We start from the raw sequence: 24229 nt of genomic DNA on the forward strand, positions 1-24229 counted from the left end.
ATCCAGGGCTCGACGCCGGAACTCCGGCGGGTGGGCAGCAGGCATCTCACGGACTCCTTCCGAGACGATCATCGCCTCAACTCAGTTGTCCGGGAAACCGGGTCAGGCTCCGATGCTCTGGGGCTAGTTCTCAGACGGGCCATAGCATATGGGCATGACCAGCAGCAGACGGCGCCCAATCATCTGGCTGCTGGTACTTGTACTTGCCGAAGCTCTCTTCGGAATCGGCGCAAACATCGCTTCCAACGTGCTTCCTCAGGCGTTGCCCTGGCTTCTCGCGCCTGTCGTTCTTTGGCCCGCTCTCGGTTTGATCTTCCTGGTGGTTCTTGTCTTGACGGTGATCATCATCCGGCGTGAGGATGCAGGATCCGATCTGGGGGCGATGCCCTTGACCACCGTGGTTGGCGCCTTGCCAAGCAGACCAATCGCGTGGGTTCCGCCGCGGGCTCCACTCAAGCAGCTTCGGAAGGATGGCAGGAGCACGCGGCATGGACCGCGCACAACTGTACTGGCCGGTGAGAGCGGGGCGGGCAAGACTCAAGTCGCCGCTGAACACGCCCGGCGCAGAGCTCGAGACGGGTGGTTGGTGATCTGGGTAGATGCTTCGAGTGTGGCGGGAACAGAACTCGAACTCGTCACCGCGGCACGGGCCATTGGGATTGCCACGAAGAAGTGGGAGATCCAAGTCGCCGCTGATCTGCTTCGTGACCATTTGCAGTCAACTAGGCGGCCGTCCATCGTTGTGTTCGACGGTGTGATAGACCGAGACGTGTTGGAACGCTGGACTCCGTCTGCCGGGCAGAGCCACATCGTTGTCACATCACGCTTTCATCGCCTGGAAGATCTCGGAAATGTGATTCAGATCACTGGCTTCACCCAACGCCACTCCGCCAGGTATCTGCGGGCTCGCCTGCCAGAGGCTTCCAGCGCCGATAGGCAGTCTTTGGCAGCTACTGTTGGATTACTTCCCGCCGCGTTGTGGGCTGCAACTGGAGTCATTCGAAGTGAGAAGCTGCCGATCAGCGAGTACATGGCGCAATTTGCCGCCGAGGAACTCGCCACGGTCTTGCGGGACCCAAGTCGTACCGATACCGCCAGTAGCATCACGGCAGCCGTTGGCCGGTCAGTCGAGTCGTTCCGAGTACATAAGGATCAGCTCCATAGGGATCTTTCGTCTCGGGACTTCCTTTCAGTCGCTTCTTTGGTTGCGCCCGTGGAATTCGACCCGCGCCTGCTTGATCCACACCATACGGGCGAGGGCACGCGGGCGCTTGCGGGTCTCGTGGACTGGTCTCTAGGCGTTTGGAATGTCAACGAACGCAGCGTCACTCTTCACGAATTACCGGCCAGGTTCGTTCGAGAACAGGTGACTTCGCAGGAGATGACGAGGATCTCGGCGCGCTTCATTGAACTCGTAGAAAGTGCTCGGGGTGCTGAGGGCGCCAAAGGTTCCGGGGACCGCATGCCGCTCGCCCAATACCTCATGAGAGCGACGGAGTCGTTCTGGCGCAATGGGGTCGCACTGATGCGTGATGATGCGGCGAAAGAAGAGCTCCTGGAGCTACGGCTGTCGTTCGCCGAATGGTCCTTCGATCAAGGCGATTTCGCAAGCTCCCAGGATATTTCGATGTCCATAGTCGATAACTCGAAGCCCGCTTCCGATCGGCAAAGTTCGGCCCTCCACCTGTCAGCGCTGGATCGTGCTTCCCATGCTCAACTCGCTGCCGGGCACAAGCAAGCTGCGATCGATCTCTACCGGCTGAGCGTCGTTCGCCACATCGCGTCTGTCGGCAAGTCAGCGCCGACAACGGTGCGGGCCGAACTGGGACTGGGCAACGCGCTTCGCTCCGACGGCAAGACACGTGAGGCGGTCGCTGTGTTCAGCTCGCTTCTTCGTCGGCGGCTTCCAGCGGACCTCAAGAGCGAGGCAGAGGGAGGACTTGCGTTCGCTCTCCTCCGAGATGGGCAACCGGAACGGGCAGCGAGGCTTCTCCGAAAGGTGGTCGCTGAGCGGAGGCTTCGCTTGGGCGACGACGATCTTTCGACGCTCATCGCGATCAATAATCTTGGTCGCTGCCGGCTCGAAATGGATGACCCTGCTGCTCTTCCGTTGCTCGAATCTGCTTACAGTGGGAAGCGCGAATTGTTGCAAACTGACCACCCGCAGACGCTAATATCGGGTCATTATTTGGGACTCGCCGAGATTCGCTTTGGAGACGCTCGCAAGGGGCGTCTCCTTCTGCAGGAGGTTTTGGAGCAGCGGGCCAAGGTGCTCGGAGGGAATCATCCGGATACTCTCGAAACCCGAAAATGCCTGGGGAGATGAGAGGGGTCGTGCCTCGTCCCCGGGCGCGCTTCGAGATGAAAATGTAGGGTGGGATCGCAGCGAGTATCACATGGAATCGTTTCCATAGCGACCGGGGGCCGTAGCAACAGGAGCAGGGAGGCGCGCGACATGGCGCTTGGACGTGGCTTGCCTCACCTGGCAGGTGCTACCGAGCTCGAGCGGTGGGCCGATACTCGAGCTGCTCAGGATGAGCTCCCCGTCCTGGTGCGTCGCCTCGTCCGCGCTGAGAACGATCAAGTCCGGCGCGTGGAGATGCGAGGCGGAGAGGGAGTCGGATTGACCGGGTACGACGGCTTCGTTGAAGCGTCGCGAGCGACATCGTTCGTACCTGAAGGCCTGAGCGTCTGGGAGATGGGTGTCGGTGGTGATCCTGAGAAGAAGGCGCAGGATGACTACCGAAATCGACGCAAGGATGCTGGCGGGGTCGAGCGGTCTGAGACCACCTTTGTCTTCGTCACGCCGCGACGGTGGGAGAAGAAGAAGGATTGGGAGCAACGGCGTCGTGCCGAGAAGATCTGGCGTGATGTCCGGGTGCTTGATGGGGATGACATCGAGCAGGCGCTTGAGCTGTGCCCCGCCGTGCAGGTCTGGCTATCTGAACTGCTCGGAATGGATCCCTTCGGAGCTACGTCGATTGAGGATTGGTGGACTCGGTTCTCGCGTGGATTCAGTCCCGTCCTAACCAGTGCGGTTGTACTGGCCGGAAGGGAAGATCAGGCGTCGGCGCTCACGCGTCGTCTCACTGGTGAGGTAGGTCGCACTTTCATCCGAGCGGCCAGTGTCGACGATGGGCTCGCTTTCGCGGTCTGCTCGATGATGATGATGGAGCCTGAAAACTCAGAACCCATGTTGGCTAAGTCCCTTCTTGTGCATGATGGGGCCACGCTGAGGCGACTAGAGCAGACTTCGCGCCTCCTCATCCTTCTGCCGTACGAAGAGCACTTGCAGAGGGACGCGCATCTGATCAACAACCACCATGTTGTCTTCGTGACGACTGATCTCGATGGGGATGTCGACGTCGACCTCCCGCCCCTCGACCACCTCGCGCTTCGGACGGCCCTCCGCGAGGCTGGAGTGCCGGACGTCAACCTTGATCGGTATATGCGGGCGGGCAATAAGAGTCTTCTGGCGCTACGGCGTGTATCCACCCAGTTGCGGGATCCCGACGCGTGGCGCACCGATCTCGAGGATCGATCGCTTCGCCGTTCTTGGCTTGCAGGTGCATGGACCCGCACCCGCAGTGGCGATGTTGAAGCCTTGGAGACGCTTGTTGGAGCCGGGGTTGATGTCCTTGAGGAACGGCTGACGGCGGCCGTTCGGCAGCCTGACCCGCTATTCACAAAGGTCGGGAATACGTGGGCCGTAACTGCTCCGGAAGATTCGTGGAGGGTGGCGCGGAACGTAATCTCCGAGAAGGATCTTGATGCGCTCGAGCACGCGATTCAGACCGTCTTGGGCGCGATCGATCCTAGGCTCGAACTCCCCGCCGAAGAACGCTGGATGGCATCCATTCACGGTAAGAACCGGATCCACTCCAGCGATCTGCGTAAGGGGCTAGGTCGATCGCTCGCGCTTCTTGGAGCCCACGGAGATGAACTCCGGTTGTCCGGGGGCCGGACTGCTCGTCAGTGGGCAGAGCGGGTGGCTTGGAATCTGTTCGAGCGGGCGACCGAGGACGAGACAGCTCAACTGTGGGCGTCTATGGAAGACGTTGTGCCGTTGCTTGCGGAAGCCGCTCCCGATCCATTCCTTCGAGCGTTGGCCAAGAGCGCGAACGGGACGAACCCACCGGCTGTACGGCTCTTCCAGGACATCGGTGATCAGCACTGGAACGCAGGCAGTCCCCACACCGGATTCCTTTGGGCCCTGGAGGGACTGGCGTGGTCGGAGCAGTATCTGGGCTATGCGGCTGAGGTGCTGGCACAGCTGGCAGAACTCGATCCGGGCGGCCGACTGAGCAATCGCCCAGCTGCCAGTCTCGAAACGATCTTCAGGCTGTGGTATCCGCAAACCTCCGCACCTGTCGCTACTCGCGTACAGACTCTGGATGCGTTGCTCCGGCGTCACCCGGATGTTGCGTGGAAGCTGCTCATCGATCTGATACCCGAACCGTCGGCGTTTGGTGTCCAAAGCCATCGCCCCGAATTTCGCGCCTGGGGAGGACCCAGCGAGCCGAACGTCCCACGAAGTGCACTTGTCGAGATGGTGAAGGCGATCGTTGACCGACTTGTGTCGCTCGCATCGAAGGAGCCGAGCCGGTGGGTTTCCGTTCTTCCGAAGCTGGCATACATGCCACGAGAGTCACGACAGGATGCCCTACGCGCCCTCGGAACCGTTGATCCGCAGGATCTCAGCGGAGAGGAAGGGCTGCTGCTCTGGGAGGCCATCGATCGCCTCGTGCGCCACCAAGAGGAGCAGGAACGCCGTGACGCTGAATGGTCGATGGACGCCGATTCTCTTACTGGTCTGGCCGTCGTTCGCGACCGGTTGCGTCCCGCATATCCGAGTGAAACGCATCGGTGGCTGTTCGACGATTGGCATCCGAACATCGGAGAGAGCTTCGAGGAACACCTTCAAGCCTACGATCGCACGCTTGGCGAGGTTCGCGAGCGGGCGATCTTGGATATTCTGCAGCGCGAAGGTCGCGATGCAGTTGTTTCTCTCGCGGAACGCGTAAAGCTCCCCGCGACCGTCGGCTTCTCGCTGGCTCGTGCGAGTGATGACGATGATGCGGCTGTGTTGGCGCTTCTTGAGAGTTCGAATCAAGCACACCTCCAGTTCGCGGACGGATACGCTCGGGGGCGCTTCAGCTCTGACTTCACCCCCATCCGAGAGTGGGTCGATCGGTTCACTGGGCATCCATCCGTGCAGGCGCGGCTGCTTTTGTTGAGCGCAGATGTTCGGGATGCATGGGGGCTGCTGGGAGAGTACGGCGCAGAGGTCGAACGCGCGTACTGGGCCGAGTTCATGCCGTACGGACGCGGCTCAGACTTCCCATTCGTCAATGAGTCTGTGCGCCAGTTGATCGAGCACGGGCGTGTAGCGGTGGCACTGGATGCGTTGAGTATGTACGCCACACGTCAGTCCGACCTCGACACAGATCTGGTCATTCGCGCGCTGAGCACCTTCGGAGACGCCGAAGACGCAGAGTCGGCACGTGTATCCAGTTACGACATCTCTGGCTTGATCCAGTACCTGAAGCAGGAGGGCGTTAGCGAAGAGACTGTTGCGAGCCTGGAATGGAGATACCTCCCGCTCCTTCATGACGACGCCCATACGTTGTCCCTCGAAAATCTTCTTGCCCGTAGTCCTCAGACCTTCGTGCAGCTCATAGAACTCATCTTCCGACGGGCGGATGAGGACCCCGATCGTCAGCCGCGAAAAGCCAGTCCCACCGTTGCTTCTAACGCGTACCGACTCCTCCGCGCATGGAAAGTTGTCCCTGGGACCACCCCCGATGGCACCGTGGACGGAAGCGCATTCAACGAATGGCTCGACGAAGCTCGCAGGCTTCTGGTTCAGGCCGGCCAGATTGAGATCGGTGAGCTTCAGATCGGAGAAGTCCTCGCCCACGCTCCTGTAGACCCTGACGGTACGTTCCCGACTCTGCCTGTCCGGGACGCACTCGAAGCGGCTCCCAACGATCGGCTGGAGCGCGGATTCAGCATCGGTCTCTACAACAAGAGGGGCGTGACGTCACGTGGAATGACGGAGGGAGGGGACCAGGAATACGCTTTGGCGGATCGATACGACTCCTGGGCAGCTGGGGTGCAGGCGACACATCCACGCACGGCGTCCGTGCTACGTGACGTCGCAAACGGCTACCGAGACGAAGGCCGCCGCAACGACGAAGAGGTCAAGCGACACCTCGAAGGTCTCGACTTATGAAGAGTTACTCGCCCCTGACTGCACAGCAGAATGCTCCAACACGCAATCGTCAGGGGAGCCAATCTGAATCTGTGAACAGAAGCCGCGGTCAGAGCGCCGAGGCTGCACGACCAGGTTGGACACGAAGGCGTCGATAACGGTGCGCTGCCGACTGACGGATAACGACGTCAGCTCCGGCAGCTACCTTCGGCGGTATCAGTTTCGGAGCCGCACCCACTCTGTTCCGCGGAACCCCATTCCAGGGATAGGGCGCCGCTGCGACATCCCTGCGAGTCAGCCGCGAGGACCAGCGAAACTGGCTCCCCCGGTCCCCATCGGGAACCTCGGCGCCACGACCCGGTCGCCGTACTCTCGGTGACTCACTGCGTTTCCCTCGTTCCCACGATCGGCTCCAGTCACGCCAAGACGCCGCAGATGAACCCTGCGAAGATACTCATCCGTGTCAGCGCCCGTGTGACCGCCTGCTGCGACAGCGAATGCCGTCGCGAGCTCAAGAATCTGAAGGGTGACGGTCACGGCTATCTCGTTCCGGTCCATGAAAGGCGCTTCGTCGAACGTGCCGATGACGTTCGGCAGGAACCACCCTCGCCCGTGGGTTGCACCCGAGCCCAGCGCCCAGTCCCAGAAGCCGACCCGCAGGTAGCGTCTGTACGCGTCGGTGGCGTTGAACTTCACGTTCTCGGTCGCTCCGTCGAGGCGCAGGTTCACCGTGAACTCGGGACGTCGCGAGTCCGGCGTGCGCTCGACGCCGTGGCTCGTGAAGAACTCATGCATCGTCGGGATCTGTTCGCGTGCATCATGCGCGTCGCGCTTACCGTGGACGCCGAACGCCTCCGCCGTCCGGAGGTTGTCCTCGACAGATTCGATCTGGAACGCCGCCATACGCAAGAGTGTTCGCGCCGGCGGGACCTCAGGGTCGTAGATGTAGCAGAACCGCATCACGATCTCGCCCGCCGATCTGGCGAGGACCATCGCACTCATCGGCGCCGACGCGGCGGACTCGAAGATCGTGATGATCCCGTTCACGAGGTCAGCGACGGCCCGGATAGAGCGTTCCATGTCGATCTTGCTCTGAAGCACGACCGAGCCCAGGAACTCCGCGTGCTCTTTAGCGTGCACGTACTCGTTCAGCACTGTGCGCGGCGCGCCCGGTCGTCTGTCGCCGGCGACCGCGAGCACATCGGTAATGCACTGCAGCGAGTCATCCATCGTCGTCCGCAACAGACGCGCGCACCACTGAGGCGACCCGACTTCGCGACGAGTACTCGACGATGCCGCTTCCGACGAGGCATCAGTTGTCATGGCCCCTCCTGCGCTCGAACCTCAGCGGACAGAGCCTCCAGCGCCCGTGCCCCGTCCCAGAAGTGCGCATCGAGCCACTCACCAGCGTCCGTCGAACCGCGGTGTTTGACTCGGGCTCTCGTCGTCTTCATCGACAGGAGGGTATCGTGATGGTCGCTGCGAATCCGACCTTCTTCGTGAGCGGCATCGACGAGCTCTGCGAAGCTCATGCGCGTCGCCCTGGGGATCCCGAAGGACTTCAGCATCAGCTCCGCGGCAGTGTGCATCTCCTCCAGCAGCACCTCGGGCGCGACCTCGTCGAAGTGCCAAGACGCCAGCAGATCCATCGTCACGAGCAGGCGATCCATCAGATGGGGAGCGTCGCGAGGGAAGAGGTCATGAATGACGCCCGTGGCAGGCATCGTGCGCCCGCGCAATGTAGGGACCCAGTCCTCGTCGTACCGGTCGTACATCATGCCGCGGTATCGGTTGAGGATCTCGACCAGACCGTTGGCTGTCCGGCGCCGCGCTGCGGGGGAGCGCTCGCTCGGTGTCGCCTCCGCGATCGTCGGCAGGTCGCGGCGCAACCGCTCAAGGAGGATGTCCAAAACGTACGTGTTGGCGTTGAAGCAGATGTATGCGCCGTCTTCGTACACCTCAGTCTTGACGCGCGCGCCAAGCTTTCGAGCGCGAAGCCGGATGGCGACGAAGCACGCCCGAACGATCGGCATGTCGCGTTGAGATGCCCTGAAGGTCGCATCGAAGCCAGCCACTCAGCGGACCGCCATTCCCGGGCGCTGCCCAGGTCCACTCACGGAGCGTAGGGCGGTCTCGAAGAGGGTGGTGTCGAAGATGACAGCGAGCATTCTCCCATCATGGCGTGGCCAGCATCTTGGCGACGCGAAGTCCACCGCTTACGACCTGTCGACTCGCAAAGGAGCCCGGCTCCGGTCGCCCGGCGCGCGACACAGCTGCCCGATCGTTGGCTGTGGGACTCCGCGAATCGGGATATCCGGCAGGAGGACACGCCTTCTACGGTTGATCGCGTGAGCTTTTTACTCTGCCGCCCGAGCGGCGGTTCGAACGCTGCTGGCTGAGCGCCTGGTTACGGGCTCTCTTGTCTAGGCTCACCACACCACACCACAGCCAACGTGGGGAGGGCGGCATTCTGCTTGCGGCTGCTACTAGCGGGGCGGCACCTGGGCGTACAGCCGGAGCGCCCGACGTCGCTCGTACGCCACGAAGTCCGGGACGTAGCCCGGATGCTCGACCGACACTATGTGCCGCCAGCTGTCTGGGTCAAAGCCGATCATCCAGTCTGCTTCGTACCGTGTTTCGGTGAGCGGAGTCGCCCACGTCGTCGCGTCCTTCGGGCTTCGGAGAACAGCACTGTTCGGAGGCATGGGGAACCCCTTGGTGACGTTCTCAACGTTTGCCGCTACGTCTCCCTGGAGATAGGTGAACCCTGCAGCGATGTCACGATCCACCTGCTCGGGCGTTTCGACGAACGGTGAGAAGGAGAGCTGATCAGCGAAGGTAAACCCGACAAGGTAATGCGCCCCCTCCATGGAGAACTGCCCGACGACGACTCGCAGATCGCCGTTCGGGCAGCGCCCGTTGAGCCAGGCGTTCGCGGCCGCGATGTCGTCAACCGGCTCCTCGGGGTGCAAAGGGTCACCGACCGCCGGCTGGCTTTTGAGCGGGAACCCGGTCCACTCACCGCGGTGATCCCGGTGCACGATCTGTGGCGCGATGTCGGCGAAGAGCCGGAGCACAGTAAGCATCGTGCTCGTCAGCTCCTTGCCCTCCAAGTTCGCCTGATACGCGGGTTGCAGGCGCTGCGTACGCTTCTCCAGCTCGGCATGCGTTGCGGCAGGGATGGGGCGCCAACGGCCGTAGGTCCGCATGCCGTGGATACCGCCGATGATGACGTCCTCGCTCGGCGAGACCTCAAACATCAGGTGTTGGTCTACGTTGCGGGCGTACTTGACCGCATTGAGGAGCTCGGCGCCAGGCGTGGGCGTCGGCGTGAACAGCGCCTGGTAAGTGGCACTGTCACTGATCTGTTTCGTGAGCAGGTCGTTGAGGTTTTGCACCCGGCCGAGCCAGTTGCGAGCGCATACGCCGAGGTCACCGCCCCGGGCGGTCTCGGCGTAGTACGCGGCGACGTCGTTCTGGATGTCCTTCATGACCTGGCGGAGGCGTGGCTCTTCCCCAGGCGTGATGGTCAGCGGCGAGGTGCTCATCGGTCGTGTCCTCAGGGCTTGGGCGGGTTCGCTAATACTCCCAGACTTTTGCCGGTCTGGTAGAGCCGGGCTCCGCGGGACCTCCGGCCTAAGCCGGAAATGGGGGTTCCGAAAGCGCAACCCGACGTGTGAGACCAGCCCTCAACTCAGCCGTCGACCGCTCAAGCCGCTAGCCTCATGAATTGGCTGGTCAGATGGAACATTCTGAAGCGAAAATGTATGGGGATTGCAGCGAAGACGACACTGCTGGCCGCGCTCGTCGCGGAGTGCGGGCACCAGCGCGTGATCACGGTCGAGGAGACGTTCGAGCTCGGCGTGCGAGCACCCGACCTCGTCGCCCTCCAGGGGCGGCAGGCGAGCCTGGAGGGCGCCGGTGAGATCGCCCTGCGGCGCCTGGTGAAGGAGGCGCTGCGGATGCGGCCGGATCGGCTCGTCGTCGGCGAGGTGCGCGACGCGGAGGCGCTCGACCTCGTGCTCGCCCTGAACACGGGCGTTCCCGGCGCGGCGACCGTGCACGCGAACTCGGCCCCGGACGCGCTGGAGAAGCTGAGCATGCTGCCGCTGCTCGCCGGACGCAACATCGATCGGGCCTTCATCGCGCCCGCGCTCGCCGCGTCCGTCGACCTCGTCGTGCACTGCCGGCGGGAATCCGACGGGAGGCGCCGGGTGGTCGAGGTCATCGCCCCGACCGCCGTCGAACCCGACGGTCGCATCGGCTACCGAGCCGTCTCCGCGGGTACCCACGTCGACGAGGCCGTCGCGTGACTCTGCTGCTGGGTGCGCTGCTCGCAGCCGGTGTCGTTCTCGCAGCCAGCCCGTGGCTGTGGCCGGCCGGCGCGGGGCCGGTGCGGCTGCCGCGCGCCGGGGTGCCGACGCGGCTGCTGCGCGAGGCGGGATTCCGCGCCGACGTGCGGGTGTTCGCGCTCGTGGTGCTCTCCGGCGGCCTCGTCTCGGGTGCGGTCGCGTGGCTGATGACCGGCGCCGTCGCCTTCGTGCTCGTACTGAGCGTGGCGGGCGCTGCGGCGCCGGTGGTGTTCCTGCGTTCGCGCCGTCAGCGCCTGCTCCGGATACGGCGCGGTCTCTGGCTCGACGTGTGCGATCTGCTCATCGCCTCGATCCGTGTGGGCATGCCGCTGCCGGATGCCGTGGCGGCGCTGGAGCGGGCGGCGCCGGGGCCGCTGCGTCCGGCCTTCGCGGCGTTCGCGCGCGATCTGCACGGCACGGGGCGTTTCGATGATGCCGCCGCGAAACTCAAGGACGCGCTCGCGGATCCAGTCGGGGACAGGATCATCGAGACGCTGCGGATGGCCCGCGAGGTCGGCGGAACCGAGCTCAGCACCGTGCTGCGCGCGCTGTCGGGTTCTGTGCGGGCGGAGGCGGCACTGCGCGCCGAGGTGGAGGCGCGGCAGTCGTGGATCCGCGGTGCCGCGGTGCTGGGGGCGATCGCTCCCTGGGTGATCCTGGTGCTGCTCCTGCTGCGGCCCGAAGGCTCGCGAGCCTATGCCACTCCCGAGGGGATCGCCCTGATCCTGGGCGGTGCCGTGGTGTCGTTCGTCGCGTTCCGGATCATGCTGCGGATCGGTCGGCTGCCCGAGCAGCGGAGGTGGTTCCGGTGAGCGCGATCTCGGGGCTGGCCATCGCCGTGCTGTTCGGTGGCGCGTTCGCCGCCGGCGTCCTCCTCGTCCTCGCGGCCTTCCCGCGGTGGCGCTGGGCGGATCTGGGTGCGCGGATCGCGCCGCACCTGCGGGACATCGTCGACCTCGCCGAGCCGACCCCCCGGCTGCCGTGGCGGATGCCCGCGGGCGGGTCGTGGTCGACCCGGCTCAAGGGCGCCCTGGGACTGTTCGGCGGGGGAGACGCCGGGGTGACCCTGCGGATGGCGCAGGCCGGGCTGAGCGGCGGGTCGGGCGCCTTCCGCAGCCGACAGCTGATGTGGGTGCTGACCGGGCTGGCCGCGGGGGCCGCCGCCACCGTCGTCCTCGCTCTGATCGGACGGCTGTCGGCACCGGTCGCGCTGCTTCCGCTGCTGTCGGCGGTGACCGGCGGTGTGACCTGCGACGCGCTGCTCGGCGCCCGGGCGAGAGCGCGAGTTTCCCGTCTCGTCGAGGAGCTGCCGACCGTGCTCGAGTTCCTCGCGCTCTGCCTGTCCGCCGGAGAGGGCCTGCCCGACGCGCTGCGCCGCGTGGGCGCGGCCGGGTCGGGTGAGCTCAGCGCCGAGCTGCGCGGCGTCACACTCGCCGCGAACACGGGATCCTCGCTCGCGGACGCCCTCGGTGACGGCGCGCATCGGCTCCAGATCCGGCCACTGACCCGTGCCGTCGATCAGATCGTCGCCGCCCTGGAACGCGGCGCCCCGCTGGCTGCCGTGCTCCAGGCACAGGCCTCGGACGCGCGGGAGGAGACCAAGCGCGGCCTGATCGAACAGGCCGGCCGCAAGGAGATCCTGATGCTCCTGCCGCTGGTCTTCCTGATCCTTCCCCTCAGCGTCCTCTTCGCCGTGTTCCCCGGCGTCTTCATCCTGCGGCTCGGCATCGGCTGATCCGGTCCGAGCGCCTCCCTGAAAGGAACCTCACATGCTCGCTGAACGTGCGCCCGCGTCGCCCGCCCGTCCGGACCCGTCGTCTCTCGATCCGTCCGAGGACCCGGAACGGGGTGACGTCCCCGGCTGGGTGCTGATCACCTTGATGACCGCGGGGCTCGTCGTCTTGATCTGGGCCGTGGCGGGGCCCGCGCTCACCAACCTGTTCGAGCAGGCGATCGCGCGCGTGAGCGGGCTCTGATCCGACATGAACGGTGTGATGCGAGGGAGCGGTGCTCCCGGTGACGATCGCGGTTCCGGGCCGGTCGAGTTCGTGCTGGTGGGTGCGTTGCTGACGCTGCTCACCCTCGCCGTGCTGCAGCTCGCGCTCGCGATCTACGTGCGCAACGTCGTGCACGATGCGGCCGTCGAGGGCGCGCATATCGCGGCTCTCGCCGACACGGAACCCGGTGAAGGTGCTCAGCGCACCGAGGCGGTCATCGCCCGTGCCCTCGGCGCCGACGACGCCCGGGACGTCAGCGTGCGTGAGACGACGGCGCTGGGTGTGCCCACGATGGAGGTGACGGTGCGCACCACGCTGCCGGTCATCGGCCTGCTCGGGGTGCCGTCGGCACTGGAGGTGACCGGCCGTGCTCCCGTGGAGTCGTTCGCCGCAGCCGGGTGAGATGTCGTCACCGCTCTCGGAGAGACGTCGGCTGCGGCACTCCAGCGAGACAGGATCCGCAGCCGTGGAGTTCATCGGACTGGGCGTGATCCTGCTGGTTCCGCTCCTGTACCTCGTGATCGCCCTCGGTGCGATCCAGGAGGAGATGCTCGGAGTCGAGTCCGCCGCGCGGCACATGGCCCGGACCATGAGCGCGGCGACGGACGGGGCGGATGCGACCGCTCGCGCCGACGCCGCCGTGCGGTCCGCGATCGCGGAGTACGAGATGGATCCGGACACCGTCGAGGTCGACATCCGATGCGCGCCGCGCGGCGCGGAATGCCCGTCCGCCGGTGCGACCGTCGTGGTCACGGTCACCGCGAAGGTCGCGCTGCCGTTCCTGCCGCCGATGTCCGGCAGGGACCGGATCGGCGCCGTGCCGGTGCAGGCTTCATCGGCGTACAAGGTCTCGCGCACGTGGACAGGCGGATGAGCGTGGTGCGCGGATCGGAGACGTTCCAGGGACGGGCGCAGGGCGCTCGCCGACGGAACCTGCTCGCCGATGAGCGGGGGAGCACGGTGCCCCTCATCCTCGGATACCTGGTGCTCGCGATCGCCCTGATCTGGGTATGCGTGTGCGCCACGGATCTCTACATCGCGCAGAAGCGCCTCGACTCCGTGGCGGATGCGGCGGCGCTCGCCGGAGCGGACGGCTTCCGGCTGCAGGTGGACGGCGCGGGGATCCGTGCGCGGCTCGATGATGCGGACGTCGCGGAGCAGGCGGCCGCGGTGATCGCGGTGCTCGACGACGGCACGGAACTCGTCTCCGCGAGCAGTCCGGACGGGCTCTCCGCCCGCGTGACGGTGAAGGCCACTTGGTCGCCGCCGCTGCTCAGCGACCTCGTGCCGGCGGTGGTCTCGATCCGCTCCACGGGGACGAGCCGCACCTCGCTCGAGTGAGCCCGATGGCGGCTCGCAAGAGGCGCGACCGCTTCGTCGTCGCGCTCAGCTGCGATGCGCCCGATAGACCGTCAGCGCACGACGCGCCGCGCGCACACGCAGGTGATCGCTCGCCTCGCCCACCTCGCCGTCGCGCGCGATGCGCTCGGGTCCGCCGGGGAGGCCGATCTCGAACTCCGGAGCGGACACCTCGTGGTATTGCTTCACCCGGGCCAGCTGTCCGGTGAGTGTCGCGAGCAGGACGACGAAGCGCGACCAGCGGCCGGACACGTCGAGGATCCGCAGATCGATCAGGCCGTCCTGAAGGTCTTCGCGCACGGTGGGGGCGAAGCCGTGCGGCTGGTACTGGCCGTTCCCGATGAACAGCAGACTCGATTCCCGGGTCCTGCCGTCGACTGTCACGGAGACCGCGCGGTCCTTGCGCATCGTCCGCCACCCGGCGACGAGCGCCGCGAGCGGCTTGCCGATCTTCTTCTCCCTCCCCTCGCGGATGCGCACGAAATCGGTGTAGGCGCCGACGCTGGCCGTGTTGAGGAAGATCTGGTCGTTGAGGTAGCCGACATCGACCTTCGTCGCCGTGCCGCGCCGGATCGCGCGCACCGTGTCCTTCACGCGGTCGGCGCCGATCGTGCGGGCGAAGTGATTGAAGGTTCCGCCGGGGAACACCGCGAGCGGGAGATCCCTCTCGATCGCGGCCTGCGCGGCGGCGGCCACGGTGCCGTCGCCGCCGGCGACCGCGAGCACGTCCGCTCCGGCGGCCGCTCGGCGCATCACCGCCGCGACGTCGTCGGACTCGTGCAGCTCGACGATCCCCATGTCGGGCAGCGCCCGCCGCAGGACGCGCGTGAGATCTGCGCCGCGCCCGCTGTGGGACGCCGGGTTGACGACCAGCGTGACGCCCTTGCCACGGGGGCGGGGCTGCAGCTGGTCGAGCTCGCGAGGGGCGGACACGGCCGGCGTCGGCACGGGAGGCACGAGCCGTCGACCGATGGCCGCGACCGTGCTGCCCAGGACGAGACCCGCGGCGACATCCGAAGGGTAGTGCGCTCCGGTGGCGACCCGGGAGAAGCCCACGAGTCCCGCGAGCACCTGGAGCGGCACGCCCGCCGCCGGAAGCTCGGCGCTGACCCCGGCGGCGAAGGCCGCAGCGCTCGCCGCATGCCCGCTGGGGAACGAGGAGGAGTGCGGCGTCCTGCGGGACAGCCGGCCGAGCGGGACGAGCGTCTGGATCGGACGTTCGCGACGATGCAGGCGCTTGGCGAGCTGGTTCGCGATGAGGCTCGTCGCCCCGAGGGTCACGACCCCGCGCAGGCCGGCGCGCCGCGCGCGGCTGCGTCCGGTCAGATAGAGGCCACCCGCGATCCCGAGCCACAGCAGAGAGTGGTCGGCGGCGTTCGTGAGCCGAGGCATCCAGCGGTCCAGGACCGGGCTGGGCGTCGTCGCGACCGCGGAGAAGACAGCCGCGTCCAGTGCGCGCACCTGCTCTCGTGCCTCGGCAGCCGCGTCGCGGATCGGGCGGGGGCTTCTCCTGCGTGTCATCGGACACCTCCTCGATCCACGGTAGCGAAGAGCCGGTGTCGGAGCGCCCGCTGCGGGGCGCTAGAGCGTGGTCCGTCGCGGCACGAACCGGGGGATGAACCGCAGGAACCCGATGGCGCCGATGATCCCGATCGCGCCCATGGCGGCTGCTCCGATCGCGAGCGAGCTGATCGCCGCGATCCCCGAGAACAGCAGGGGAGCGATCGCGCCGCCGGCGTCGGTGAGCGTGCGCCAGGAGCCGAGGAACGCGGCGGGCTCGGACTGCGGGGCGACGTCGGCTCCGAGCGTGAGCAGTATTCCGCTGGAGAGCCCGTTGCCGACGCCGAGCACCGCGGCGATCATGCCGAACCAGAGCACGCTCGTGCTCGCGTCGTGCGTGAGGGAGAGCACGAGGAAGCCGGCGCCCATCAGCACCATCGCCGGCAGCGCGGCCCAGAGGCGGCCGAAGCGGTCCATGACCTGACCGCTCGCGTAGAACAGGGCGAAGTCGATCGCGCCGGAGACGCCGACCACCAGGGCGATCGACGAGGCGTCCAGCCCGATCGAGACGCCCCACAGCGGCAGCACCACCTGGCGGGCGGAGCGCACGGCCGAGAGGCTCGCCGCGGCGAGGCCCAGGCGCCCCAGCACCCCGCGGTTGCGCCACATCGTGCGGAAGACGCCCGCGCGCTCGATCGTGGGGATCGATCCGCTCACCGCCTCACCGGTGTCCTCGACATCGCCGGGATCGCGATCGGCGGCCGCGGCCTGCGCCTCCGGATCCGGCCCGAACAGCACGAGCAGGATCAGCGCGACCAGCAGCACGACGAAGAACCACAGGGCGGCGTTCTCGGTGTGGAACAGAGCCAGCAGCGCGGCGGCGATGAAGGGCCCCACGAACATGCCGGCACGGAAGGAGCCGCCCAGCAGCGACAGCGCGCGGGCGCGGAACTCGACGGGAACACGGGTCGTCATGAACGCGTGCCGGGCCAGTCCGAACGCCGCCGCCGACATGCCGACCACGAACACGGCGACCGTGAACACGACGAGGCTCGGCGCGAGCGCTCCCGCGACCACGCCGATGAGGGAGAGGGCACCGGCGATCACCATCGTGTACCGCTCGCCGACCCGCGACACCAGCCAGCCCGCGGGGATGTTGCCGCACAGCTGTCCCACCACGAGCGCCGAGGCGATGAGACCCGCCGACGCGAGCGTCGCGCCCCTGCTCGCCGCGATCACGGGGATGAGCGGCACGACCGCGCCCTCGCCGAGCGAGAAGAGGAGGGTGGGCAGGTACACCATCGGGCCGAACTTCCACAGCACTGAGATCGCCCGTTCCGCCACGACTCCACGGTAGACCCGTGCGCGGATGCCGGGTCGCGCACCCGCGGGCGGCGACGATCTGGCCCGAGGGTTCGTCAGGGCATCGCTGCGCGCGATACTCTGAGGTGCCATGCTCGAACTTGATCTCTCCGCCGAAATCGCGGCCCTCCGTCAGACCTTCGGCGACATCCGCGAGGTCGCCGACGTCGAGGGACTCCGCGCCGACATCGAACGCCTCAGCGAGGAAGCGGGCGCGCCCGACCTCTGGGACGACCCCGAGAAGGCGCAGAAGGTGACGAGCGCCCTCAGCCACCGCCAGGCGGACCTCAAGCGCGTCACCGAGGTGGAGCAGCGTCTCGACGACCTCGAGGTGCTGGTCGAGCTCGCCAACGAGATGGAGGACGAGGACTCCGCCGCCGAGGCGCGCGCCGAGCTCGCCTCCCTCACCGACACGGTGAATCAGCTCGAGGTGCAGACCCTGCTGGACGGCGAGTACGACGAGCGTGCCGCGATCATCACGATCCGCTCGGGTGCGGGCGGCGACGACGCCACCGACTTCGCCGAGATGCTGCTGCGCATGTACCTGCGCTACGCCGAGCGCCACAAGTTCCCGGTCAAGGTCATGGACACCTCCTACGCCGAGGGCGCGGGCATCAAGTCCACGACCTTCGAGGTCGATGCGCCCTACGCCTTCGGCACCCTCTCGGTGGAGGCGGGCACCCACCGCCTCGCCCGGATCAGCCCGTTCGGATCCGCCGACAAGCGCCAGACGTCGTTCGCCGCCGTCGAGGTCATCCCGCTCATGGAGGAGGCTACCGAGGTCGACATTCCCGAGGGCGACATCCGCGTCGACGTGTTCCGCTCCTCGGGTCCCGGCGGCCAGTCGGTCAACACGACCGACTCCGCGGTGCGCATCACGCACCTGCCGACCGGCATCGTCGTGTCGATGCAGAACGAGAAGTCGCAGATCCAGAACCGCGCCGCCGCCATGCGCGTGCTGCAGACCCGCCTGCTGCTGCTGCAGAAGGAGGAGGAGGCCGCCAAGAAGAAGGAGCTCGCCGGCAACATCACGGCGAGTTGGGGCGACCAGATGCGCTCCTACTTCCTCTACGGCCAGCAGCTCGTCAAGGATCTGCGCACCGGACACGAGTCCGGCAACCCTGCGACGGTCTTCGACGGCGACCTGGACGGCTTCATCTCGGCAGGGATCCGCTGGCGCAAGCGCAAGGACGAAGACGACTGATTGCCGTCGGACTCCCGGTTGCTCAGCGCCTTCCCAGGTGACGGAGCACGGGAATCCCCGTAGGGTGGTCTCCCGATGACGGTGACACGGAGAATCCCGATGACTCTGACCCGGAAGACGGCGGCCGGCTGCGCCATCGCAGCGCTGATCCTTCCTGCGGCGGCGACGGCGGCGTTCGCCTTCCCTCCCGCGGACCCGTCCGCCGGGCGCAGCGCGGTGTCGCTCGTCGTGGATCCGCAGAGTTACACGGTCGCGTCCGCCGCTCAGGAGCAGACCCTCTCCCGCGCCGCGTTCGAGGTCTACACGCCGCCGGCGCCGCCCGCCGCACCCGCTGCCTCCGAGGCGCCCGCGTCCTCGGCGACGGCCGCATCGGCATCCGCCGCGCCGCAGTCGTTCTCCGGTGAGGCCGTCGTCGCCTACGCCGAGACCTTCGTCGGCGTGGTCCCCTACGGCTGGGGCGCCGACCCGAGCGACTCCTTCGGCTGCGACGGACTGGTCCAGTACGTGTTCGGCCACTTCGGGATCAGTCTTCCCCGCGGCGCCGACAACCAGGCCGCGCTCGGCACCGTGATCTCCGCCGACGAGGCGCGGGCCGGGGATCTGGTCTGGTGGCCGGGGCGGCACATCGGCATCTGGGACGGCGCCGGGGGCATCATCGACTCGCCCGACTGGGGGCGCTACGTCGAACACCACGCGCCGTGGGCGAGCTCGGGCCCGCCGATCTACATCCGGCTCTGAGCGCCCGGCGCGGCGCCGCGGATCACGGCGCCGTCTTGCAGGCCGTGACCGCCTCCATGGTCGTCTGAACGACCAGCTGCCGCTCGGTCTCGTCGGACTGGATGTCGCGTCCGTCCGCCACGTTGATGAGACTCTCGGTCGAGACCTCCGAGTCGACGAGATGCTGTCCGATGCACAGCGCCTCATCGTCGGTGTACTGGCCGCTGGCGCCCGCCGCGTCCATGATGACGAGGAACCCGTCGGCGACCTCCTGAGCGGAGGGCCTGTCCGCGGCATCGGTGGTCGTGGTGCCCGGATCCGTCGCCGCATCGGATGCCGCCGGAGCGGATCCGTCGAACTCGTCCGGATGCGTGCTCGCATAGCCGAGGAAGACCGTGAACAGCACGATGCCGGAGACGATGCCCGCGACGATCGAGAGCGCGATCCCCACGATTCCCGGCCACTTCGCGCCCCGGAGGAACAGCGAGACGATCGAGAGCACGAATCCGATGCCCAGCAGGATCCAGCCGAACAGCATGATCGGCGGAATCCAGGAGACGATCGCGCCGACGGCGGTGACTCCCAGCGCGATCCAGCCGAGCACCCCGACGCGCTTGGTCCCGGGCGTGGGTGCGGCCATCGCGGGGACGGCCGTCCCGGGCACGGCCATCTGGGGTGCGGCCATCTGCGGCGCGCCCATCGAGGGGGCGGGGGAGCCCGGAACGACCGGAGGGGTCGATGGCTGCTGCGGGCCGGCGTACTGGTCGGTCCACTGCCGGCCGTCCCACCAGCGTTGCCTTCCGGATCCGTCGTCGTACCAGCCTGCCGGCGTTTCCATGGAGCCCCTCCCGTTGGCGAGGATCGCGCCCCATCGGCGATATCCTCAGCGTTCCAATAACACTCGCACAGAGTCTTCCCAGAATCATCCGGGACAGCAAACTCGCCGGACCGGGATCCCGCCGACTCGGCGCCGCCAACCCGCCGCGCGGGGGTGTCGCTCGCGGGCTGCGGGCCACGCCCGCTTAGGCTCGACACGCCATGATCCGATTCGAGAACGTCACCAAGCGCTATCGCGGCACCAAGCGTCCCGCGCTCTCCGGGGTCGATTTCGAGGTGCAGCGAGGCGAGTTCGTCTTCCTCGTCGGCGCGTCGGGATCCGGGAAGAGCTCCTGTCTGCAGCTGATCCTCCGCGAGGAGTCGCCGACCTCCGGCCGCGTCGCCGTGCTCGGGCGCGACCTCAAGTCCATCGCGAACCGCAAGGTCCCCTACTTCCGTCGCAGCATCGGGTCGGTCTTCCAGGACTTCCGTCTGCTGCCGTCGAAGACCGTGTACCAGAACGTCGCGTTCACCCTGCAGGTGACCGGCGCCTCGCGGGGCTTCATCCAGCAGGCGGTGCCCGAGGCCCTCGCGCTCGTGGGCTTGAGCGGCAAGGAGAAGCGCCTGCCGCACGAGCTCTCCGGCGGTGAGCAGCAGCGCGTGGCGATCGCCCGGGCCATCGTCAACCGCCCGCAGATCGTGCTCGCCGACGAGCCGACCGGCAACCTCGACCCCGGCACGTCCGTCGACATCATGCAGCTGCTCGCGCGCATCAACGCCGGCGGCACCACGGTGGTCATGGCCACGCACGAGGCGGCGTTCGTCGATCAGATGCAGCGCCGCGTGATCGAGCTGCGCGACGGCGAGATGGTGCGCGACGAGGTCGGCGGCGGCTACGGCGACACCTCCAACGTGCCGCGTCTGGAGCCCGAGGCGATCCGCGGTGCGGCGGCGACCGCCGCGCTGCAGACCGTGCGGGAGGTGCACCGCGAGACCGAGGCCGCGATCGCCGAACCGGTGGCCGCCCCCGCGCCCGCCGATGCGCCGAGGAATCCGCGACCGACGGCCTCGACGGCCGACGACGCGCCGCCGGCTTCGCCGCCGATCGTCGTCCCGCCTGTGGACCTCGCCGAACTCGGGGTCGCCGACCGGCTCGGGCTCGATACCGGCGACGACGAGGAAGTGGGTCCCGTGTCATGAGGTTCGGACTCATCCTCGGCGAGGCGCTGACCGGCCTGCGCCGCAACGCCTCCATGGTCATCTCCGTCGTGCTGGTGACGTTCGTGTCCCTCACGTTCGTCGGCGCGGCGATCCTCATGCAGGCCCAGATCGGCACGATGCGGGCCTACTGGCAGGACCGCGCGCAGGTCGCGATCTACATGTGCTCCTCGGTCTCCACGTCGCCCGGGTGCGTCGGCGGCGTCGCGACGGAGGATCAGATCAAGGCCGTCCAGGCCGAGCTCGACGGCGACACGCTGAAGCCGCTGATCGCCAAGAGCTCGTTCCAGACGGCGGACGAGGCCTACCAGGAGACGCTGAAGCTCGTCGGCAAGGACTACGCCGGTGTGCTCACCCCCGATCAGGTCAACGCCGTCTTCAAGGTGAACCTCAAGGACCAGACCCAGTCGGCCGTGATCGCGGAGGCCTTCAGCGGCCTCAAGGGCGTGGACGAGGTGAAGGACCAGCTCGAGTACCTGGATCCCCTCTTCAACGCGCTCACCGTCGCGACGTACATCGCCGTCGGGATCGCGGTGCTGATGCTCATCGCGGCCGTGCTGCTGATCGGCACCACGATCCGATTGTCGGCGTACGCGCGACGGCGGGAGATCGGGATCATGCGCCTGGTCGGAGCGTCGAACCGCTTCATCCAGACGCCGTTCGTCCTGGAGGGCGTGTTCGCCGCCGTGATCGGTTCGGTGCTCGCGAGCGCCGCGGTGCTGCTGGGCGTCCACTTCGGCGTGCAGGAGTACCTGACGAAGCGGGTCGCGTTCATCACCACCTGGGTCGGCCTCAACGAGGCGCTCCTCGTCGTCCCGGTGCTGATCGGCATCGGCGTGATCCTCGCGGCGCTCAGCGCCGGGTTCGCGATCCGCCGGTGGCTCCGCGCCTGATAGGCTGACAGGCTGCCGTGCGCCCGCGCGGCGCAGAATCAGGAGATCGCCATGCCCAGGGAACGCGGGGAGAAGGTCATCGCGACCAATCGTCGCGCACGTCACGACTACAACCTCGAGAAGTCGTACGAGGCGGGACTCGTGCTCACGGGCACCGAGGTGAAGTCGCTGCGCCAGGGGCGCGCCAACCTGACGGACGGATACGCGTTCATCAAGGGCAACGAGGCGTTCCTCGATGCGGTACACATCCCGGAGTACTCGCAGGGGCACTGGACGAACCACTCGGCCAAGCGGATCCGCAAGCTCCTGCTGCACAAGGAGGAGATCGCGAAGCTCTCGCACGCGGTCTCCGCCGGTGGCTACACGCTCATCCCGCTGCGCCTGTACTTCTCGGATGGGCGCGCCAAGGTCGAGATCGCCCTCGCGAAGGGCAAGCGCGAGTACGACAAGCGGCAGACCCTGCGTGAGCGTCAGGACACCCGCGAGGCGGAGCGCGCGATGCGCTCCCGCAACCGCCTGGGGGAGTGACCTCTTCGCGCGCGGGCGTCTGAGCCCGAGCTACGGGGCAGGATCGAACCCGAACACCTCGCCGAGGAAGCGCAGTTCGGCCTCCGCCGCGGCGATGATCGTCTCCGCCCGCCGGAATCCGTGCCCCTCTCCGGGGAACAGCAGGTACTCGTGCCGCACGCCGCGCGCGGCGAGCGCATCGCGGATCGCCTCGGACTGCGACGGCGGGACCACCGCGTCATCCGCCCCCTGCAGGATCAGCACGGGCACGTCGATCCGGTCCGCGTGGGTGAGCGGCGAGCGGTCGATGTACGTCTGCTCGGCCTCGGGCAGCGGCCCGACCAGTCCGTCCAGGTAGTAGCGCTCGAAGTCGTGCGTCTCCTCCGCGAGAAGGCGGAGGTCGACGACCCCGTAGCGATCGATCCCCGCGGCGAACACCCCGCCGCGCACGAGTGCGGACAGCACGGTCCATCCGCCGGCGGAGCCGCCGCGGATGGCGATGCGCGCCGGGTCCGCGATGCCGGCGTCGGCGAGACCCTGCGCCGCGGCGAGGACGTCGTCCACGTCGACGACGCCCCACTGGCCGTCGAGCCGCTCGCGGTAGGCCCGGCCGTACCCGGTCGACCCGCCGTAGTTCACCTCGAGCACGCCGATCCCGCGGCTGGTGAACGCGGTGATCCAGCTCGCCTGGGCTCCCGTCGCGTGCGCGGTGGGGCCGCCGTGCACCTGCACGATGTACGGGGGAAGGACGCCCGGCTCCGCACTGACGTCGGGGTTGGCGGGCGCGTGGTCGAACGCATGCACGGGGCCGTGCGGTCCCGTGAAGGTCACCGCGCGCGCCCCCGGCACCCAGGCCGGATCCACCGCGTCGCCGGCGCGGACCGCCCGAACGGTGCCGGCGTCGACGTCGAGCTCCCAGAGACCGGGGGTGACCCGCCGCCCCTGACCCGTGACGAGCACTCGGGAGCCACGGGCATCCTCGAGGCTGAGGTCGGCGTCGAACGGCACGTCCAGCTCGCGGAGGAGCGCGCCGTCCCGGTCCAGCAGGACCAGCGAGTCCGAGCCGTTCGTCCGGACCGCGAGGATCCGTCCGTCGTCCAGGATCCGGAACCAGCGCTGGCCGAGCACCCAGAGCCCGCCGCCGGTGTCGGCGTCGGCGCGCGAGAAGTCCTCGCGGGTTGCGGGGGGTGTCGGGATCGGAGGCGCCGGCTGCGCGCCGATGCGTGCGCGGTGCAGATTCCACCGGCCCGTCGCATCATCGGCGAACAGCAGCTCGTCATCCGAGACCCATTCGGGCTGCAGCGCCGCCCGGCTCGGGATCGCGCCGTCGGCGCCCGAGGCGAGATCCACGACGCAGGCGAGGGCGGCGTCCCAGGGCATGCGCGTGTCCGGCCAGACCACATAGGCGAGGCGGGATCCGTCGGGTGAGAGCGCGGGGTGGGCGTAGAAGCCGCCGTGGGAGACGATCACGCGGACGGCCTCGTCGTCCTCCGCCCCGGATCCGTCGACGGGGATCTCCACGATGGCACGCACATGCGGGTCGGGGCGCAGGTCCTCCCGCACGGCGAAGAGACGCCCCTGCTGCAGCCGGAGTCCTCCGTACTGCGCTCCCGAGGGCGTCAGCGGTACGGGTGCGACGGCTTCCGGATCCCACCGGCGCACGCGCTGATCGTCGCCGTCGACGAAGAACAGCGTGCCGTCATCTGCCACGGTCCACGCGCCGCCGCCGTACTCGTGCACGCGGGAGCGCGCGCTCCACGGCGCCGGCAGCACCTCGTGCACCGTGCCGTCGGGCGCGGTGCGGAGCACGCGCATGCGTCCGCGCTCCTGCGGCACCGACTCGCTCCACCAGATCCCGTCCGCGGCGAACCGTGCGCCGTCGATCCGCACGCCGGCGGCGGCGAGGTCGGCCGAGGTCAGCGGGGAGGGCCAGGAACCGTGTGCAGAGCTCATGCTTCGAGCCTAGAAGAGCGCGCGGCGGGCGCGGGCGCGGATCCGGCCGGGTGCGGTTCGCGGAGAGCGCGACACATGATGAAACACAGAATGCGTCACCCCTCGGCGCCGCCTACCGTGGGGGGACCACCCCGATG

21 protein-coding genes are annotated in these 24229 nt (G+C 67.6%); 14 read left to right on the forward strand and 7 right to left on the reverse strand.

Annotated features, from left to right (window positions below):
- Positions 1 to 154 precede the first annotated feature (154 nt).
- Positions 155 to 2326 (forward strand): tetratricopeptide repeat protein, encoded by a 2172-nt coding sequence (locus WFJ01_RS17645; protein WP_336629869.1) that lies wholly within the window; start codon positions 155 to 157, stop codon positions 2324 to 2326.
- 297 nt (positions 2327 to 2623) lie between these two features.
- Positions 2624 to 6235 (forward strand): hypothetical protein, encoded by a 3612-nt coding sequence (locus WFJ01_RS17650; RefSeq protein WP_336629870.1) that lies wholly within the window; start codon positions 2624 to 2626, stop codon positions 6233 to 6235.
- Positions 6236 to 6508: 273 nt separating this feature from the next.
- Here WFJ01_RS17650 and WFJ01_RS17655 read toward each other — a convergent pair whose 3' ends face one another.
- From WFJ01_RS17655 to WFJ01_RS17665, 3 genes are all read right to left on the reverse strand, one after another.
- Positions 6509 to 7444 (reverse strand): hypothetical protein, encoded by a 936-nt coding sequence (locus WFJ01_RS17655; protein ID WP_336629871.1) that lies wholly within the window; start codon positions 7442 to 7444, stop codon positions 6509 to 6511.
- An 89-nt stretch (positions 7445 to 7533) separates the two neighbouring features.
- On the reverse strand, positions 7534 to 8289 hold the full coding sequence (locus WFJ01_RS17660) for a hypothetical protein (RefSeq protein ID WP_336629872.1): 756 nt from the start codon (positions 8287 to 8289) through the stop codon (positions 7534 to 7536).
- A 411-nt stretch (positions 8290 to 8700) separates the two neighbouring features.
- A complete protein-coding gene (locus WFJ01_RS17665) occupies positions 8701 to 9762 on the reverse strand; it encodes a hypothetical protein (protein WP_336629873.1) in 1062 nt (353 codons plus the stop codon).
- A gap of 219 nt (positions 9763 to 9981) precedes the next feature.
- Here WFJ01_RS17665 and WFJ01_RS17670 point away from each other — a divergent pair, with 219 nt between their 5' ends.
- The 7 genes from WFJ01_RS17670 to WFJ01_RS17700 all read left to right on the forward strand — a co-directional run bounded on the left by WFJ01_RS17670 (position 9982) and on the right by WFJ01_RS17700 (position 13904).
- On the forward strand, positions 9982 to 10527 hold the full coding sequence (locus WFJ01_RS17670) for an ATPase, T2SS/T4P/T4SS family (protein WP_442928068.1): 546 nt from the start codon (positions 9982 to 9984) through the stop codon (positions 10525 to 10527).
- Positions 10524 to 11378: a type II secretion system F family protein gene (locus WFJ01_RS17675; RefSeq protein ID WP_336629874.1), complete on the forward strand. Its 855-nt coding sequence runs from the start codon at positions 10524 to 10526 to the stop codon at positions 11376 to 11378. The genes WFJ01_RS17670 and WFJ01_RS17675 overlap by 4 nt, the downstream gene beginning before the upstream one ends.
- Positions 11375 to 12301, forward strand: a complete 927-nt coding sequence (locus WFJ01_RS17680) for a type II secretion system F family protein (protein ID WP_336629875.1) — start codon at positions 11375 to 11377, stop codon at positions 12299 to 12301. Before WFJ01_RS17675 ends, WFJ01_RS17680 begins: the two co-directional genes overlap by 4 nt.
- Before the next feature lie 34 nt (positions 12302 to 12335).
- Positions 12336 to 12542 carry a hypothetical protein gene (locus WFJ01_RS17685; RefSeq protein WP_251447157.1) on the forward strand — a complete coding sequence of 69 codons (207 nt, stop codon included), beginning with the start codon at positions 12336 to 12338 and terminating at the stop codon, positions 12540 to 12542.
- Positions 12543 to 12548: 6 nt separating this feature from the next.
- Complete coding sequence (locus WFJ01_RS17690; RefSeq protein ID WP_336629876.1) at positions 12549 to 12965, forward strand: TadE/TadG family type IV pilus assembly protein; 417 nt, start codon at positions 12549 to 12551, stop codon at positions 12963 to 12965.
- A gap of 64 nt (positions 12966 to 13029) precedes the next feature.
- Positions 13030 to 13437, forward strand: coding sequence for a TadE family protein (locus tag WFJ01_RS17695; protein ID WP_251447161.1), 408 nt, complete (start codon positions 13030 to 13032; stop codon positions 13435 to 13437).
- The gene (locus WFJ01_RS17700) at positions 13434 to 13904 is read left to right on the forward strand and encodes a pilus assembly protein TadG-related protein (protein WP_251447163.1); all 471 of its coding nucleotides are present in this window, start codon (positions 13434 to 13436) and stop codon (positions 13902 to 13904) included. Before WFJ01_RS17695 ends, WFJ01_RS17700 begins: the two co-directional genes overlap by 4 nt.
- A gap of 45 nt (positions 13905 to 13949) precedes the next feature.
- Here the strand turns inward: WFJ01_RS17700 and WFJ01_RS17705 are convergent, their stop codons facing one another.
- Both WFJ01_RS17705 and WFJ01_RS17710 read right to left on the reverse strand, forming a co-directional pair.
- Positions 13950 to 15443 (reverse strand): bifunctional phosphatase PAP2/diacylglycerol kinase family protein, encoded by a 1494-nt coding sequence (locus WFJ01_RS17705; RefSeq protein WP_336629877.1) that lies wholly within the window; start codon positions 15441 to 15443, stop codon positions 13950 to 13952.
- Between the two features lie 60 nt (positions 15444 to 15503).
- Positions 15504 to 16724 (reverse strand): MFS transporter, encoded by a 1221-nt coding sequence (locus WFJ01_RS17710; protein ID WP_336629896.1) that lies wholly within the window; start codon positions 16722 to 16724, stop codon positions 15504 to 15506.
- Between the two features lie 151 nt (positions 16725 to 16875).
- On the opposite strand from WFJ01_RS17710, the gene prfB reads away from it, so the two are divergent.
- Both prfB and WFJ01_RS17720 read left to right on the forward strand, forming a co-directional pair.
- Entirely contained in the window at positions 16876 to 17988 is a 1113-nt protein-coding gene (gene prfB, locus WFJ01_RS17715) for a peptide chain release factor 2 (protein WP_251447169.1), read from the forward strand.
- 99 nt (positions 17989 to 18087) lie between these two features.
- Positions 18088 to 18726, forward strand: a complete 639-nt coding sequence (locus WFJ01_RS17720) for a C40 family peptidase (RefSeq protein ID WP_251447172.1) — start codon at positions 18088 to 18090, stop codon at positions 18724 to 18726.
- Between the two features lie 22 nt (positions 18727 to 18748).
- Here the strand turns inward: WFJ01_RS17720 and WFJ01_RS17725 are convergent, their stop codons facing one another.
- Positions 18749 to 19543, reverse strand: a complete 795-nt coding sequence (locus tag WFJ01_RS17725; protein ID WP_336629878.1) for a DUF2510 domain-containing protein — start codon at positions 19541 to 19543, stop codon at positions 18749 to 18751.
- 200 nt (positions 19544 to 19743) lie between these two features.
- Here WFJ01_RS17725 and ftsE point away from each other — a divergent pair, with 200 nt between their 5' ends.
- The 3 genes from ftsE to smpB are packed head-to-tail and all read left to right on the forward strand — an operon-like array spanning position 19744 to position 22160.
- Positions 19744 to 20721 carry a cell division ATP-binding protein FtsE gene (ftsE, locus tag WFJ01_RS17730; RefSeq protein WP_251447178.1) on the forward strand — a complete coding sequence of 326 codons (978 nt, stop codon included), beginning with the start codon at positions 19744 to 19746 and terminating at the stop codon, positions 20719 to 20721.
- Positions 20718 to 21632 (forward strand): permease-like cell division protein FtsX, encoded by a 915-nt coding sequence (ftsX, locus tag WFJ01_RS17735; protein ID WP_251447181.1) that lies wholly within the window; start codon positions 20718 to 20720, stop codon positions 21630 to 21632. The genes ftsE and ftsX overlap by 4 nt, the downstream gene beginning before the upstream one ends.
- A 51-nt stretch (positions 21633 to 21683) precedes the next feature.
- The gene (gene smpB / locus WFJ01_RS17740; protein WP_251447183.1) at positions 21684 to 22160 is read left to right on the forward strand and encodes an SsrA-binding protein SmpB; all 477 of its coding nucleotides are present in this window, start codon (positions 21684 to 21686) and stop codon (positions 22158 to 22160) included.
- 30 nt (positions 22161 to 22190) lie between these two features.
- Here smpB and WFJ01_RS17745 read toward each other — a convergent pair whose 3' ends face one another.
- Positions 22191 to 24092: a S9 family peptidase gene (locus WFJ01_RS17745; protein ID WP_336629879.1), complete on the reverse strand. Its 1902-nt coding sequence runs from the start codon at positions 24090 to 24092 to the stop codon at positions 22191 to 22193.
- Positions 24093 to 24229 lie beyond the last annotated feature (137 nt).

The organism is Microbacterium sp. MMO-35 (assembly GCF_037147555.1).
GTDB lineage: Bacteria > Actinomycetota > Actinomycetes > Actinomycetales > Microbacteriaceae > Microbacterium.

Excerpts from the sequence above, each read along its gene's own strand:
- WFJ01_RS17645 (WP_336629869.1), top strand. The coding sequence starts at position 155 with ATGACCAGCAGCAGACGGCGCCCAATCATCTGGCTGCTGGTACTTGTA.
- WFJ01_RS17655 (WP_336629871.1), bottom strand. The coding sequence starts at position 7,444 with ATGGATGACTCGCTGCAGTGCATTACCGATGTGCTCGCGGTCGCCGGC.
- WFJ01_RS17665 (WP_336629873.1), bottom strand. The coding sequence starts at position 9,762 with ATGAGCACCTCGCCGCTGACCATCACGCCTGGGGAAGAGCCACGCCTC.
- WFJ01_RS17670 (WP_442928068.1), top strand. The coding sequence starts at position 9,982 with ATGGGGATTGCAGCGAAGACGACACTGCTGGCCGCGCTCGTCGCGGAG.
- WFJ01_RS17685 (WP_251447157.1), top strand. The coding sequence starts at position 12,336 with ATGCTCGCTGAACGTGCGCCCGCGTCGCCCGCCCGTCCGGACCCGTCG.
- WFJ01_RS17690 (WP_336629876.1), top strand. The coding sequence starts at position 12,549 with ATGAACGGTGTGATGCGAGGGAGCGGTGCTCCCGGTGACGATCGCGGT.
- WFJ01_RS17700 (WP_251447163.1), top strand. The coding sequence starts at position 13,434 with ATGAGCGTGGTGCGCGGATCGGAGACGTTCCAGGGACGGGCGCAGGGC.
- WFJ01_RS17705 (WP_336629877.1), bottom strand. The coding sequence starts at position 15,443 with ATGACACGCAGGAGAAGCCCCCGCCCGATCCGCGACGCGGCTGCCGAG.
- WFJ01_RS17710 (WP_336629896.1), bottom strand. The coding sequence starts at position 16,724 with ATGGTGTACCTGCCCACCCTCCTCTTCTCGCTCGGCGAGGGCGCGGTC.
- prfB (WP_251447169.1), top strand. The coding sequence starts at position 16,876 with ATGCTCGAACTTGATCTCTCCGCCGAAATCGCGGCCCTCCGTCAGACC.
- WFJ01_RS17720 (WP_251447172.1), top strand. The coding sequence starts at position 18,088 with ATGACTCTGACCCGGAAGACGGCGGCCGGCTGCGCCATCGCAGCGCTG.
- WFJ01_RS17725 (WP_336629878.1), bottom strand. The coding sequence starts at position 19,543 with ATGGAAACGCCGGCAGGCTGGTACGACGACGGATCCGGAAGGCAACGC.
- ftsE (WP_251447178.1), top strand. The coding sequence starts at position 19,744 with ATGATCCGATTCGAGAACGTCACCAAGCGCTATCGCGGCACCAAGCGT.
- ftsX (WP_251447181.1), top strand. The coding sequence starts at position 20,718 with ATGAGGTTCGGACTCATCCTCGGCGAGGCGCTGACCGGCCTGCGCCGC.
- smpB (WP_251447183.1), top strand. The coding sequence starts at position 21,684 with ATGCCCAGGGAACGCGGGGAGAAGGTCATCGCGACCAATCGTCGCGCA.
- WFJ01_RS17745 (WP_336629879.1), bottom strand. The coding sequence starts at position 24,092 with ATGAGCTCTGCACACGGTTCCTGGCCCTCCCCGCTGACCTCGGCCGAC.